Annotated in this window: 12 protein-coding genes and 1 pseudogene; 9 read left to right on the forward strand and 4 right to left on the reverse strand. The window is 59.1% G+C overall.

Annotated features, from left to right (window positions below; genetic code table 11):
• Positions 1-11 precede the first annotated feature (11 nt).
• Genes P5689_RS00270 through P5689_RS00300 form a run of 7 tightly spaced genes read left to right on the forward strand, consistent with a single transcriptional unit; the run spans position 12 to position 6040 of the window.
• Positions 12-266 carry a hypothetical protein gene (locus P5689_RS00270; protein ID WP_285531618.1) on the forward strand — a complete coding sequence of 85 codons (255 nt, stop codon included), beginning with the start codon at positions 12-14 and terminating at the stop codon, positions 264-266.
• The gene (locus P5689_RS00275) at positions 263-859 is read left to right on the forward strand and encodes a Rieske (2Fe-2S) protein (RefSeq protein ID WP_285531619.1); all 597 of its coding nucleotides are present in this window, start codon (positions 263-265) and stop codon (positions 857-859) included. The genes P5689_RS00270 and P5689_RS00275 overlap by 4 nt, the downstream gene beginning before the upstream one ends.
• Positions 853-1413 carry a glutathione S-transferase family protein gene (locus P5689_RS00280; protein WP_285531620.1) on the forward strand — a complete coding sequence of 187 codons (561 nt, stop codon included), beginning with the start codon at positions 853-855 and terminating at the stop codon, positions 1411-1413. Before P5689_RS00275 ends, P5689_RS00280 begins: the two co-directional genes overlap by 7 nt.
• Positions 1404-2501 (forward strand): BMP family ABC transporter substrate-binding protein, encoded by a 1098-nt coding sequence (locus P5689_RS00285; protein ID WP_285531621.1) that lies wholly within the window; start codon positions 1404-1406, stop codon positions 2499-2501. Before P5689_RS00280 ends, P5689_RS00285 begins: the two co-directional genes overlap by 10 nt.
• Positions 2494-4074: an ABC transporter ATP-binding protein gene (locus P5689_RS00290; protein WP_285531622.1), complete on the forward strand. Its 1581-nt coding sequence runs from the start codon at positions 2494-2496 to the stop codon at positions 4072-4074. Before P5689_RS00285 ends, P5689_RS00290 begins: the two co-directional genes overlap by 8 nt.
• Complete coding sequence (locus tag P5689_RS00295; protein ID WP_285531623.1) at positions 4071-5111, forward strand: ABC transporter permease; 1041 nt, start codon at positions 4071-4073, stop codon at positions 5109-5111. Before P5689_RS00290 ends, P5689_RS00295 begins: the two co-directional genes overlap by 4 nt.
• Positions 5108-6040, forward strand: a complete 933-nt coding sequence (locus P5689_RS00300; RefSeq protein ID WP_023978759.1) for an ABC transporter permease — start codon at positions 5108-5110, stop codon at positions 6038-6040. Before P5689_RS00295 ends, P5689_RS00300 begins: the two co-directional genes overlap by 4 nt.
• Before the next feature lie 69 nt (positions 6041-6109).
• Here P5689_RS00300 and P5689_RS00305 read toward each other — a convergent pair.
• From P5689_RS00305 to P5689_RS00320, 4 genes and pseudogenes are all read right to left on the reverse strand, one after another.
• A pseudogene (locus P5689_RS00305) lies at positions 6110-7569 on the reverse strand (outer membrane beta-barrel protein).
• A gap of 54 nt (positions 7570-7623) precedes the next feature.
• Positions 7624-8982 (reverse strand): ethanolamine permease, encoded by a 1359-nt coding sequence (gene eat / locus P5689_RS00310; RefSeq protein WP_285531626.1) that lies wholly within the window; start codon positions 8980-8982, stop codon positions 7624-7626.
• Positions 8979-9815: an ethanolamine ammonia-lyase subunit EutC gene (eutC, locus tag P5689_RS00315; protein WP_083510777.1), complete on the reverse strand. Its 837-nt coding sequence runs from the start codon at positions 9813-9815 to the stop codon at positions 8979-8981. The genes eat and eutC overlap by 4 nt, the downstream gene beginning before the upstream one ends.
• A complete protein-coding gene (locus P5689_RS00320; RefSeq protein ID WP_285531627.1) occupies positions 9812-11203 on the reverse strand; it encodes an ethanolamine ammonia-lyase subunit EutB in 1392 nt (463 codons plus the stop codon). The genes eutC and P5689_RS00320 overlap by 4 nt, the downstream gene beginning before the upstream one ends.
• 706 nt (positions 11204-11909) lie before the next feature.
• Between P5689_RS00320 and P5689_RS00325 the strand changes: the two genes are divergently transcribed.
• Together P5689_RS00325 and P5689_RS00330 are read left to right on the forward strand one after the other, a co-directional pair.
• Positions 11910-12689 (forward strand): GolD/DthD family dehydrogenase, encoded by a 780-nt coding sequence (locus P5689_RS00325; protein WP_285531628.1) that lies wholly within the window; start codon positions 11910-11912, stop codon positions 12687-12689.
• Between the two features lie 450 nt (positions 12690-13139).
• A complete protein-coding gene (locus P5689_RS00330; protein WP_285531629.1) occupies positions 13140-14894 on the forward strand; it encodes a hypothetical protein in 1755 nt (584 codons plus the stop codon).
• The last annotated feature ends 32 nt before the right edge of the window (positions 14895-14926 follow it).

The raw sequence follows: 14926 nt of genomic DNA on the forward strand, positions 1-14926 counted from the left end.
TATGCAACGCCGTGATGCGGGAGCGAGGGACTATAGCCACTGCACTTCATCTCACAGGTCATTTCGACACTGAAGCGTTCCGGTCTTTCGCCGAGGGCCGCGCACGCCTCCTGTCACTCGATATGCGCACAGAGCGTCTGGAGGCGACTGATATCGTGTTTGTTGTGAAAGGTGCGCAGCCGCTTGTCGGGATATTCGTGATGGCCTGTCTGGTTGGCCCGGTGGGTTGCCTCGTCAATGACTGGACAGAAGGATACCGGCGATGATCCCCGTTGCCCTGTCAAAGGACCTGGCCCCGGGTGATATTGCCCCCGCCCGTCATAAGGGCCTGTCGCTCGTGCTTTGGCGTGACGAGGCGGGCATCGCGCATGCCTGGGAGGATCGTTGTCCTCATCGCGGCGTACGCCTCAGCCTTGGCTTCATGCGTGATAATCGTCTGGCCTGTCTTTATCACGGCTGGCAGTTCGATACCGAGGGGCGCTGCCGTGCCATACCCGCCCATCCCGAGCTCAATCCGCCCTCGACCATACGAACACGCCCCTATGAGCTAGTCGAAAAGGCCGGGATCATCTGGGTCGATCTCAGCTCAGGCGATGACCGCCCTTTGATCGCCCCGGCAAAGGGGGGCTGGCATGGTGCGCGAAGCCTTGCCATACGGGCCACCGAGCACGACACGCGAGCAGCCCTCGTGATGGATGAGGGACAATGGCGCCTCTCTGCCGACCGCCTGCTGGCGCTGCATACGCCTGAGGAAGGGATTACCATGGTTCATCTCGCTGTCCGCGATGCCACGCATCGGGAGCAGGCGGCGTTATGGCTGCTCCGGCTCCGTGACACGCTGGAGGAGACATCATGCTGACGCTCAATGGCTGGATGATCGACGAGCGCAGCTATGCGGCCCGTCTTGCGGCGTCGTTGATGGATATCCCTCTGGCATGCGCGACCGATCGTCGCGCGGAAACCTTCGGCCCGACCCTGACCGATGAGATGGTCTCCTGTGTCGGACTTTATGAGATTCTCGAGCATTTCTCACGCGCGTCAGAGACTGGCTGGCTCTGGCCCGAGGGCGAGGCGCGGCAGGTCATGAAATGGGCGCTCGATGGGATAGAGCTTTTCTCAGAGGCACGACGCGAGGCTCTGGCGGCAACACTTCCGCGCAAGGCCGAGACTGAGCCCGTCACGTTCCTGTTTCGCGAAATGGAAGATCGTCTATCTGCGGGGGCGTTCCGGGATGAGATCTGGTTTTCGGGCCGCATGATCGGCTTTGTGGATGTGATCCTCTTCCCGGTCGCCGCGCTGGCGCATGATCTGGGCGTTGCAATGGATCTGTATCCCGCTCTTCGACGCTTCATCCGTCAGGTCCGGCAGTTGCCCGGCTTTATCGTCATGCCGGGGATCGCCTCATGTCACTGAAACGACCTGCTCTCCTGACCCGCCGTGGGCTGTTGGCCGCGGGTGGATGTGCCGCTCTGGCAGGAAGGGCAAGCGCCGCACCACGCTTTGCCCCGATCGCCGAGGAGGATCTGCTTGTCGGGTTCGGCCATACCAGCCCGATTAATGATGGCGGCTGGACACAGATGCATGACAAGGCCATTCGTGCCCTTAAATCGCATTTCCCGCGCATGCGCTCGCTTTATGTCGAGAGCATACCGTACTCGGCTGACGCAACCCGACTGTTCAGGCAGTTTGTGGCCGAGGGCGCACAGATGGTGATCTCCACCTCGGATTATGGTGATTTCATCAAGGACGTTGCGGATCAGGCGCCGGATGTGGGTTTTCTTGAATGTGACGGCAATAATGTCACAGGTAATCTGGGCTGGTATTACATCACCCACTGGTATGCCAGCTACGTGATTGGCATCGCCGCTGCCCGCCTGAGTCACAACGGCAGGCTGGGTTATATCGCCTCCTTTCCTACAACATCGGTCATTGCCAGCGCAAATGCGACGCTGCTTGGCGCCCGTTCGGTCAATCCGGAGGCGACCATGCGGGTCATTTCCATCAACTCTTGGTTCGATCCCCAGGCCGCGGCCTCGGCGGGTGCAGCTCTGATCGATAGCGGCTGCGACTTCCTGTGCGGCATCATGGACGACCCCGGTTATCTGCGCGTCGCGCAGCAACGGGGTGTCTGGGCCGCCATGTGGAACACCGATATGCGCCAGTTCGGGCCTGACGCCTATGTCAGCTCTGTCGTGCTGGATTTCGAGGATTATTACCGCGAGACGATCGCCGCACGCCTTGCCGGGCGCTGGCGCCCCACCGGCACTTTCCTCAAGCTCGGTCATGGTGTCGATCGCGATGCCTGGGGCAAGAATGTGCCTGACTCCATCCGCCGCGAAGCCGATGCGGCGCGGGAGCGCATGCTGGCGGGCTGGTCGCCCTTCACCGGGCCGATAAGGGAATCCAAGGGGCAGATCCGCGTGCCGGCGGGACACACCATGAGCGACATGGAAATCTTCCACTGGAACTGGCAGGTCGAGGGAGTATCGGGACTTGTCTGACCTCTTACATCTCGCGGAAGCCAGACCGGATAATCTGCCGCCCGGCGCACCGCCTCTGCTTACCCTCTCTGGAATCGCGAAGTATTTTCCCGGTGTGATCGCAAACAAGGATGTGACGATCGATTTCTACCCCGGTGAAATTCATGCGCTGCTGGGCGAAAATGGCGCGGGCAAATCCACGCTCATGAATATAGTGACCGGCCTTTACCAGCCCGATGAGGGCGAGCTGATCCTCGATGGTTATGGTGTGCGCCTTGAAAGCCCCGAAGCAGCGATCGCGGCCGGGATCGGTATGGTGCATCAGCATTTCAAGCTGGTATCGCGTTTCACCGTTGCGGAAAATCTGGCGCTGGGGTGGCGCGAGACCGGGAAATGGCTCTCGGCAAAAACACTCGCCCGACGTGCTGAGGCGGAAGCCGCCCGGTTTGGTCTCGACATCAGGCCTCAGGCACCCATCGACAGCCTGACCTCGGGCGAGCAGCAGCGTGTTGAAATCCTGCGTGTCCTCTCCCGCGGAGCACGCCTGCTCATCCTCGACGAGCCGACAGCTGTGCTGAGCCCGCTTGAGGTAGGCGAGCTCTATGCCGCGTTGCGTCGTTTTCGCGATGGGGGCGGGGCCGTTATCCTGATCAGTCACAAGCTTGATGAGATCATGGCTTTGGCCGATCGCGTGACTGTGCTGCGTCATGGCCGTGTCGCTGGCAGCCACAGGGTGGACCACACTGACCCGGCCACCCTTGTAACTGAGATGATCGGACGCCCTGTCGAGCAAAAGACGTCCTATCCGCGCACGACGCCTCAGGGGAAGAGCGAGACTGTTATACGACTGCACGAGGTGAGCTTCCGTGATAGCACGGGCCGCCTGCGGTTGCATCCGCTCTCGCTCGACATCCGGGCGGGCGAGATCCTCGGGGTGGCGGGCGTGACAGGCAATGGCCAATCCGAGCTGGCTGATCTGCTCGCCGGACTCAACGCGCCGTTGACAGGTTCTGTCCATGTCGGTTCGACAGACATGCGCGGGCAGGGGCCGGGTGCCTTTCGTGAGGCCGGCATTGGCTATGTTCCCGAGGACAGGCTGCACAAGGCCCTCGCCCCGGCGCTCGGCGTGACCGAGAATGCCGTCATGCGCGTATTTCGTTCTCACCCGGTCGGCGGACGGATGGCCTACCACGCCAGTCAGGCGCGCGCGTTCACGAAAAGCCTGCTCGAACAGGCGCGTGTGGCAGTGCAGGACCCATCCACGCCGATGCGTGGTCTGTCGGGTGGTAATCAGCAGCGCATGGTTCTGGCCCGTGAGCGGATGATCAGTCACCGCGCCCTGATTGCGAGCTATCCGAGCCGTGGTCTTGATATCGGGGCGATCTCCCTGATGCGCGAGACACTGGCCGAAATCCGCGACGAGGGACGGGCCGTTGTGCTCGTGTCAGAAGATCTGGATGAACTGATGGCGCTGAGCGACCGGATTGCGGTGCTATGCGCCGGTATGTTGATGACCATCGTCGAGCGCAAGGATTTCGACAGGGCGAGATTGGGCGCTCTGATGAGTGGCCGCGCAGGGGAGACCGCAGCATGAGCCGAAGAATCCGCCTTGCAGTGGTTCCGGCCCGCCGTATCCTGATCGGGCGCCTTCTGGCATTGGGCTTCGTTGCGCTCGTTCTGGCGCTCGTTCTGGCCATTCTCGGTTTGCCGCTTGGTATGGTGCTGGGACTTGTCGTAACCTCGACCTTCGGTACTGTTTTCGGTCTCGAAAATCTTGCGCTCTATATGACGCCACTGCTTATGACGGGTGGTGCGGTGTGGTTGTCTCTTCGCGCCGGGTTATGGAATATCGGCGCCGAGGGCCAGTTTCTCGCAGGTGCCACGGCAGCGTCGGCTGTGGCCCTGTTCCCTCCCATGCCATTGCCACTTTCCTTGCCTCTGGCGATGCTTGCCAGTCTGGCGGCTGGCGCCGCGTGGAGCGCGGTGCCGGCCGCAGGGCGGGCATGGCTTGGCGTCAGTGAAATCATCACCACGCTTTTGCTCAATTTCATCGCGTCGTTCGTCGTCTATTACCTCGTCACAGGCCCCTGGGCCGATCACGTGACGGATGCGCAGGTGTCGAGCCAGCGTCTTTCGGTTGCCATCCCCACCATCTATGGCGTCGTGCACTGGGGGGGAATTGTTGCAATCGTTCTGGTCGTGGCTATCGGCTATCTCCTCAAGCGCAGCCGTTTCGGTTACGAGCTGACGCTGTGCGGGTCCAATCCCGAGGCCGCGCGCTATGCCGGGATCAGGGTTGCACCACGGCTTTTCGTCGCCCTTATGGCGTCCGGCGCCCTTGCCGGACTTGGAGGGATGATGGAGGCGCTGGGTACGGTACACCGGCTTCAGGGCGGCCTCGCGCACGGCTATGGCTATCTCGGTATCGTGGTCGCGTTGCTTGCGCGCCATTCCGCCTATGCCCTTATCCCTGCTTCGTTTCTGATGGCAGTGATCCTTAATACCGGGATCGTTTTGCAGACCTTGCAGGTCAGCGCGTCCTCCGTACTGGCGATCACGGGTTTGCTGGTTTTTGCCATTGCGGTGAGTGACGAGCTTGCAGCCTATGTGCGTCTGGAGACACAGAAATGACGGTGTGGATCCCTCTGGTTCTTCATGCGCTGGCCTATGGCAGTATCCTCGCTCTGGCCGCGCAAGGCGAAGTCATTGCCGAACGCGCTGGGGTCATCAACCTTGGTGTCGAGGGGCTCATGGCCCTTGGTGCGGTTGTCGCCGTGCTTGCCGCTGATGCCTCCATGTCGCCCTGGATGGGCTGTCTGGCGGCGCTTTGCACGGGTGGTGCAGGGGCGCTCGTGCTCGGGCTTGCTACGGTCAATGTCTCGGCCAATCAGACACTCTGCGGCGTCGCCCTGACCTTTCTTGGGTTGGGGCTGAGCGCGGTTATCGGCCATGCCGTTGCAGGCTTGCCCGTTGCCGCGGTTTTCGACAACTGGGCGATCCCGGGTTTGAGCAGCTTGCCGGGCATTGGGGTTCTGTTCAGTCAAAGCCCGTTCGTCTATCTCGCCTTCGTCATCCTGCCCGCTTTGTGCCATTGCGTCCTTTTCCGCTCCCGCCTCGGGCTGAGCCTGCGTTCGGTGGGCGAAAATCCTGCGGCGGCTGATGCTGTCGGTATTCCGGTGCGCCGCTATCGACTAAGTGCCGTGGTAGCTGGCGGAGCGCTGGCCGGTCTGGCTGGTGCCGACATGACCCTGTCGGTCATGCCCGTCTGGTCAGAGGGCATGATTGCCGGTCGTGGATGGATTGCCGTGGCGCTGGTCATTTTCTGCGGTTACCGCCCGATTTTTGCGGCGCTGTCGTCCCTGTTATTCGGGCTCGTCATGTCGCTCAGCTTCTTCGGACAGGCGCAGGGCTGGCCGATTGCCCCGGCCATCCTGAACATGACCCCTTATCTCGGCACCATTATGTTCATGATCCTGCCCGCTCTCCTGCTGCCCGGTATGCGTCGCCTGATGGCGGCGCCCGCCGCACTGGGCACACCTTATTTTCGTGAGGAACGCTAGACGGCTCCGAAAGCGGGAGGGGCCTCACGTTTTCAGGGGGGCTTCCCTCCGTATCCTTTTCTGCTGGTGTCAGAACGACCAGACCGCGTCGCATGAGAACCAGAGCATATTATTCGTGCCATGGCGCACAACAGGATCTTCAACCGTTGCCGCACGATTGAATGGCTGTGTTCCGTTGAGCGATTTGTCCAGTCTGATTTCGGGGCGGACCTGAAACTTGCCGAACTTGATATGGCGATTGACGAACTCAGGCTTGTAGGTGACCCCGACCGTCAACGCACCATAGGTTGTCGGGAGCGCGATATAGTAAGGGTAGGGCGCGTTACGCAGCATATCGGTGTATGACGTCGTGCTGGTATAGGCGGCAATCGTGGTGCCAGTATTGTCGCGAAAGATTTCGCCACGGAGATTGAGCCTCAGCGAAGGATTGATGTCCCAGGCGAGGTAGCTGGTCACACCATAGGCGTCATCACGCGTGATATCATCATGCATGTAGGTGGCATTGAGCGTGGCCGCCAGGCGATCACTGAAGTGATAGGTCAGCAGGACATCGCCATTATAAAGCATTTTGCTATTGGCAGCGCGGCCAATTCCGATACTGGTCCAGCCATCGGCAGAGAGACGGGTTGGCCCATTGTTACCTTGTGGCCCAAAATGCCCGATAACGTGCCCGTCCAGTTTACCATTCATCATATGCGCAAATGCGAGGCCGATATAGCCTTTCGGACGACTGTTATTGCCCGCTCCTCCGAAAGTGGTTGAATTTCCGGCATCCACACCCAGAATACCATCCAGTTGTTCGGTCAGATGAATGGTCGAGAGAACCCCGACCGTTTCGAATGGAACGATATAGGCGGAGGCATAATTGAACGTGTAAAGCGGTCGTGCCAGCGCCGGGTACCCTCTGCTCCGAGCAGGCCATAGATCTGCCCGATCTGGAAATCGATCCCCCGTGATACCAGCCAAGGCGCATGTAGATCGATATGAGCCTGCGTCGGGGCGATCTGATAGAGCCCGGTGATGAGCTTGTCCGCCATCCCGATTGTGGGGTCGAAACGGGCGTCAGAGCCGTAAAGGATCTCGGCAACGAAGCCGATGCCATACCCGCCGCCGATCGCTGTTACCGGGTGCGATATCGACCCGAGAACCTGATTGAGGGTCAGCGTGTTGGCGCGATCTGTATAGAACTGGCCGAAATTGCGCCCCGAGCGTGTCCACGGGTTGCCGGCGATGCCACCCTGCACGCTGAGATGCGCCTCAAGCCCGTCCCAGTAATCAGGAGCCTTGCCGGGTGGTGGGCTGAAGAGATTGCCAATATGGCCTGTATTCAGCGTGTCCGGCTCGTGTGGATTTGGTGCATTGCCAAGATATTCCGATACCGGTCCGGTACCCGTTGTCGCTTTCCTGACGCGCGGGGCGGTACTTGTGGCGGGCTGTGATGCATCATCAGGAAAGCTTGGTGCCCCGCCGGACTCTCCCGCGCATAAGGCTGTGTTCGATGCTGTTCCGACCCCGACGACAAGCAGCATACCTGCAACGATCCCGGGGTGTCGGAAAGTTATCATTTGATGTTCCCATATTTGTTATTTCATTACGCTGAGCCTATTGAATATTTTCGTGATATTACAAGCAACAATCACAATAAATACCGATAATACGTAGAACAGAAACAATATAAAATTATAATACGATACTGCAAAGAAGCAGATTGCTGCGCCGGCCAGGGCAATAGCGGGCAGCACGGGATAGAAAGGTGCCTTGTAGCTGCGTTCCATCTGCGGTTCGCGCCAGCGCAGAACAAAGAGACTGATCATGCTCATCCCGTACATGGTGAGCGCGCCAAAGACCGAAAGCGTGACCAATGTGGCTGTCAGGGGTTGCCCCCCAATCGAGACGAGATCATCTGCATAGATGGCGATGATACCGATAAGGCTTCCCGCCATGGTCGCGCGATGCGGTGTGTGAAATCTGGGATGAAGCGTCCCGAGGAAACCAGGCAATATACCGCCACGGGCCAGAGCGAAGATCTGGCGTGCAAATCCCATGATAATACCGTGCAGTGAGGCGACCAGGCCAAACAGTCCCAGCCAGACGAGCATGGAAAGCCACGGGCTGTGAGGGCCGACAACCCGTTTCATGGCCTGGGGCAGCGGGTCGTTGAGATTGGCAAGCGCCTTCCAGTCCCCCGAGCCACCCGCGAAGACCATGACGCCAAAGGCGAGGGCGACCAGCGTCAGCACACCTGCCGTATAGGCCAGCGGTATGGCGCGTCGAGGGTCGCGCGCTTCCTCCGCCGCCATCGCCACCCCCTCAATGGCGAGAAAGAACCATATGGCGAAAGGGATGGCGGCAAACATGCCGCCCATCGCTACAATACCGAAATGAGGCGCACTTCCCCAGCCATCGAGCATGAAATGCGCCCATGAGAATGAGGGCGCAACGACTGCCATGAACACAAGCAGTTCGATGATTGCAGCTATCGTTACGAACAACTCGAAAGTCGCCGCGATGTGAACGCCGACAATATTGAGAATCATGAGAAGTAGATAGGCACCGGTCGCGGCAGCCTTTGGCGGGATGCCGGGAAACTGCACATTGAGATAAGCCCCGATGGCAAGCGCGATGGCGGGTGGCGCAAAGATGAATTCCACCAGTGTGGCGAGACCGGTCAATGTCCCTCCCACTCTGCCAAGGGCACGGTCTGCATAGGCGAACGGGCCGCCAGCGTGCGGGATGGCGCAAGTCAGTTCCGTGAAGCTGAAGATGAACGCAGTGTACATGATCGCCACGAAGGTGGTGGCACCCAAAAAGCCGAGCGTTCCCGCTGTTGCCCAGCCATAGCTCCAGCCAAAATATTCGCCGGAGATCACGAGCCCGACAGCGATGCCCCACAGGTGAAAGGCGCTCAACCTGCGATCGAGTTGCGTCTTTTGGGTACTCATGGAGACTCTTCCCGGCTCTTGTTGATTTGTGTGTGAGGGGCTGAACCCATACGGGCCGCATCTGTTGCCGAAGCCGCAGGCGCACGCTCCTTGAGATCGACGCCACTGAGGCCCAGCCGCTGGGATTCCCGAATGAGCCAGATCAGTTTCAGGCTTGCCTCGGTCACACTCAGCCCGTGGGTGTGGATGTTGGACAGGCAATTACGTCTCGAGTCCGGGCAACCGCGTCTGGGCTCGAAGGTGAAATACACGCCCATACTGTCTGAAACCGAAAGGCCAGGTCGCTCACCGATCAGGACAGCCACCATCCTGGCCCCGAGGCTCTGGGCAATATCATCCCCAAGGGCGACGCGTCCCTGAAGGGCGATGACAGGGGGGGCGATACGCAGATCGGGCATACCGGCAAGGCAGGCATGAAACAGTGCAGGGCCGTAACCCGAAACCGCTCGTGCCGAGAGCCCATCGGCGAGTACGATAGCGAGATCCCATTTGCCCGATTTGAGGCTATCTCGGCTTGCGTCATCGAGTTGTCGACCGAGATCGGGCCGGCGCAGATAAGTCGGCCGATCCTGTGCGGCGCTCGTTACAACGACAGGCACTGCAGGAAGCAGGGCTTGGGAAAGGGCAGGGACATCGAGAGGTGTATGCACCGCGTCCCGTGCCTGGGCATGAGCCGCCTGAAAACCCAGCACGTCGGGCGTCGTCTGAGCATTGCCCGTACGGGCAAGCCCGACACGCGCGCGCGTTTCCCGTCGCAGGACATCCCAAAAGCCGTTATCGCCGTGCTGTGCTGCGGCCTTCTCGCTGGATGTTGATGGCTCGATGCGGGTCATGGTTTCCAGCCAATCATCCCGCGCAGGCGGGTCTCGCCCTCCGGGACGGTAAGCGCGCGCTCGTTCACGGGGTCGTAAAGGCCCATGCGCTCAAGCCACGCCGCGAACTCGGGCGCAGGTTTCAGGCCGAGGAGCGAGCGGGTGGTCAGAATGTCATTGAAGGCGAGGCTCTGATAATTGAGCATCACATCATCGGCGCCTGGGACCCCGATCAGGAACGTGACCCCAGCGGTCCCGAGGAGCAACATCAGGTCATCCATATCATCCTGGTCCGCCTCGGCATGATTGGTATAACAGACGTCACACCCCATGGGCACGCCCAGCAGCTTCGCGCAGAAATGGTCCTCCAGCCCGGCCCGGATAATCTGCTTGCCATCATACAGATATTCAGGGCCGATGAAGCCGACCACTGTGTTGACCAGCAGGGGGCTGAAGGCGCGTGCTACGGCATAGGCCCGTGTCTCGACCGTTTGTTGGTCAATGCCATGATGCGCCCCGGCAGAGAGCGCAGCGCCCTGGCCAGTTTCAAAATACATGACATTTTGGCCAATGCTGCCCCGGTTCAGGCTCTGCGCCGCGTCATGCGCCTGTGTCAGGATATCGAGTGTGACACCGAAGCCTTCATTGGCTTTCTGTGTCCCGGCAATGGACTGGAAAACCAGATCGACCGGACCGCCTTTATTGATGATCTCGATTGTGTTTGTGACATGGGTGAGCACACAGCTCTGTGTCGGGATTTCATAGGTCTGGCGTAGCGTATCAAGCATATCGAGCAGCGCGCAGCCGGTTTCCACATTGTCTGTGGCCGGGTTGATGCCAATCACGGCATCACCACAGCCGTAAAGCAGACCGTCAAATGTCGATATGGCGATGCCCTTGAGGTCGTCAGTCGGGTGATTGGGCTGCAGGCGCGAAGCAAGAACCGATTTCTGCCCGATCGTGTTGCGAAACCGGGTGATGATTTCGATCTTGCGGGCGACGGCAATGAGATCCTGGTTACGCATGATCTTGCTGACGGCTGCCGCCATTTCAGGCGTGAGGCCAGGCGCCAACGCGACAATCTTCGCGGTCGTGGCCTCATGGGAGAGAAGCCAGTCTCTGAACATGCCGACGGTCATGGAGGAAACCGGCGCAAATGCCTGTGCGTCGTGCGTGTCAAGGATGAGCCGCGTCACGTCGTCCAGCTCATACGGGATGAGCGCCTCATTCAGGAAGGCAGACAGGGGCAGATCGGCCAAGGCAATGCGGGCGGCAACGCGCTCGGTTGCGCTATGTGCAGCAAGACCCGCAAGGGTATCGCCTGACCGCATGGGTGAGGCACAGGCCATCAGGTGCTTCAAATCCCTGAAAATAAAGCTCTGTCCACTGAGTGAGGCTTTGTAGCTCAAGATATCGCCCGTTCCATGCCCCCTTCAATGCGAAGAGTTCGATGCTGATCCGAAAGAAATACGATAAATAATCACCAGATTTGTCAATGATAAATATGATTATATACCGATTTCTATGTCTGTTGTTGTTATTTGTAAGAAACTTCGCAATTTATTTCCTGAACTTAGCCCATTCTACGCCAGGCTCGACTCAGGCGATATCCTGCTTTCAGGGCACACGTAAGGAGAGGATATCTTAGATAAGGGATATCATGGCAGGATGTCCGACCTTGCCGGGAGAAGCGTTGCCCATGCTTTTCGCGTCATTCGCGCCGAAGGCGGGTGATATCCGATCCCTGCATCGTACCTTCTGATGCGGTGATACCACTATGCTCAAACTGCAAGTCGTGCGGGTCACGCAGGCCTAGGCTCCGGACTATGTCCTTCGGCAGACTCGCCCATTCGCGCAATGGGCAATTCGCATTCCAAGTCATTGATCCTGAGCGCGTTGCCTCATCAAGGATTCGATGTCTCTGTCGAAAATAGATTTTGGGACCGCTTTTATCCATTTTTCTCAGCGACACGATCATTGTTGAGACGATACATTGTTGTCAGTCACATTATGAAAGAAACGCGCCTGAATTTACTGTGATCGGGTGTGATGAGTGCTTACGCGTTTCGATCAAACGCTCTATATTCTGTGTGATAAATCACATGGAGCGTGATCATGAAGATGGATTTCTCAGCAGCCGATGTCGATCTCGACTTTTCGCTCAAGGGGAAGGTAGCGCTGGTTACGGGTGGCGCATCGGGCATCGGTGCAGCCATTGCAACCGCGTTTATCCGCAAGGGTGCCAGGGTTGCGCTGGTCGATGTCAATTTGGACAACGCAGCCGCCAAAGCTGCCGAGCTGGGTGATGCGGCTGTACCCTTCTCCTGTGATGTCTCCAATCCGGACTCCGTGGCCAAGGCCGTGAAGGACGTGCAGGCGGCGTTTGGCCAGCTTGATATTCTGGTCAATTGTGCGGGTGTCGTGTTCCTTGCACCTGCCGAGACGCTCCCGCTGGATTATTGGGACAAGACGATTGCCATCAACCTCAAGGGTAGCTTTCTTGTTACCCAGACTGTCGGTCAGGCGATGATCATGGCAGGCAAGGGCGGGCGTATCATCAATCTCGCTTCGCAGGCTGGAACAGTCGCGATCGAGGAGCACGTTGCCTACTGCGCCTCTAAATTCGGCGTGATCGGCATGTCCAAGACCTTCGCTGCGGAGTGGGGTAAGTACGGTATTACGGTCAATACGCTTTCCCCGACCGTAGTTATGACCGAGCTCGGCAAGAAGGCCTGGGCGGGTGAAAAGGGTGAAGCCGCCATCAAGCGTATCCCAGCCGGGCGCTTCGCCATTCCAGAGGAAATTGCTGCCGCCGCGGTGTTCCTTGCCTCCTCCGGTGCGGCGATGATCAACGGTGCCGATATCCTGATCGACGGCGGCTACACCATTCTCTGAAAAATAGCCGAGCTCTGGCGCAGTTCATCAAGCCGCGCCAGTCGCTCCGCCGCCGGTCATAAGCATGATGCGTCACGCTTTGGGGCAGGGCGGGATAGGGTGTCGCTCATCCTCCCCAGCCAATAGCTCGCCCTGACAGCGCGCGGGATGCCGCCGACGCCGGTACAGACCAGGTGATTGGCCCACCGATGTAGACAGGCCTTTTCCTGAGGCTTTCGGGGTGCGCCAAGGAGCGGGATCTGTGTCCCGAAAACCACAGATTTTCATACTTTGTCAGGAACCCGCCATGCAACGTCATGTTCGGGAATAGTATTATCATTCGATAACAACGCATTAGCGTCGCTGTCATCGAACTGTCATATGGGAGTCATCAAAGCTTCGCAGGTCATGCGCGAGGGCACCGACTAAGGGAGGCTCACACCCACCGCAGCATCGGAAGATGAACCTGACATGACCTCTCTCCCCCGTGCCTGTCGCCTGCTGCTGGCGTCGGTATCTCTGGCCTCTCTGGCTATTGCGACGCCGGTACGCGCAGCCAGTCTCGATCAGATGACCCTGATGGAGAAGCAGATCAAGGCCATGCAGTCCCAGCTGGCCGACATGAAGCGTGAGCATAATCGCGAGATGAAGCGCATTCATGACCAGCTGGCACAACAGAGACAATCAGAGGAAAACGATCCCTACGGTGCACGTAACGGATATCGTGGCATGCCCGCGCACGGCTCGGGCCAGGCTGCGACGGGTGGTTTTTCCACGGCATCGGCTCCGGGGCCGAACAGCAATGTTCTCCTGCCTCCTGTCAATGCCGCAACCCCTTATGGCCAGCTGACCGGCACGCCAACCGGTCGCGTGACCGATCTCTACGGGCCGCTTCATCGTGGTCAGATCCAGATCGGTGGCGTTCGCATCACTCTCGGTGGTTATGTCGAGGCCGCGACCATGTTCAGGTCGCGCAACAACGTGTCTGACATCTCATCCAATTTTGGATCTATTCCTTTCGCGAACAGCCCGAACTACCATATCAACGAGTTCCATGAATCGGCCCGCCAGAGCCGCCTCGCTGCACTGGTCGAAGGTGACATCACACGCAACCTTCGTGCACAGGCCTATATCGAAACCGATTTCCAGGGCGCTGGTTCATCGTCCAACTCGCGTCAGTCCAACTCCTATGTTCTTCGTGAGCGCGTCTTCTACGGTCAGTTGATTGATGACGCTGACGAACTGACGCTGCTGGGCGGTCAGAACTGGTCGCTTCTCACCATGTTCAACCACGGCATGCGCGCTCGTGACGAGCAGGTGCCGCTTTCGATCGATGCCCAGTACATCCCGGGCTTCAACTGGACGCGCAATACCCAGATCCGACTGGTCAAGGGCTTCGATCACGGCCGCTATAATATGGGCATCTCGGTCGAGAACCCGCAGCAGGTCATCGCGGTTGGGTCAGGCGGTCAGTATCTTCCCGCCGGTGCAACTTCGGGCACCTATCAGAACGCGGGTGTGAACGTGAACAATCCGTCGACCAACTACTCGACGGATGTGGCGCCAGACATCATCGGCAAGCTCGCGGCTGACCCGGGTTGGGGTCATTACGAGCTGACCGGACTGCTGCGCTTCGCTCATAGCCGTGTCTCCTACACCGGGACGGGCCAGAGCAGCACGAAGCTGGCTGGCGGCGGCGGCGGTGGCCTCATCCTGCCAGTCGAGAAGTCGCACAAGGTGTTCTTCCAGGCTTCTGGCCTTATTGGTACCGGGATCGGGCGTTACGGCACGTCCAATATTCCTGACGTGACCATTGACTCCAAGGGCCAGGTCAAGCCCATGCCCGCGGCCAATGTGCTGGTCGGCCTTTATGGCAATGCCACCAAGGCGTTGCAGCTTTACGCCTATGGCGGCATGGAAATGCTGCGTTCGCGCTCTTATTTCAACGAGGGCGGCAAGCATTACGGTTATGGCAACCCGCTCTACAACGTGGGTGGATGTGATATCGAGGGCGCCGCGTCGAGCGCATGCCAGACCAGCATCAACCGCGTGGTACAGGGTACGGCCGGTTTCTGGTGGACCTATCTGCATGGCGATTACGGTACGCTGCGTGTTGGTGCCCAGTACTCCTACACCTATGTTACCTCCTTCAGCGGGGTGGGTGGTACGCCGCACACGAACGACAACATGGTGTTCCTCTCGCTGCGTTATCTGCCCTTCCAGTAAGGGCGGGGCCTCGCGAGGAACTTCAGCGAAAA

Source organism: Asaia sp. HumB (assembly GCF_030263835.1).
Classification (GTDB): domain Bacteria; phylum Pseudomonadota; class Alphaproteobacteria; order Acetobacterales; family Acetobacteraceae; genus Asaia; species Asaia bogorensis.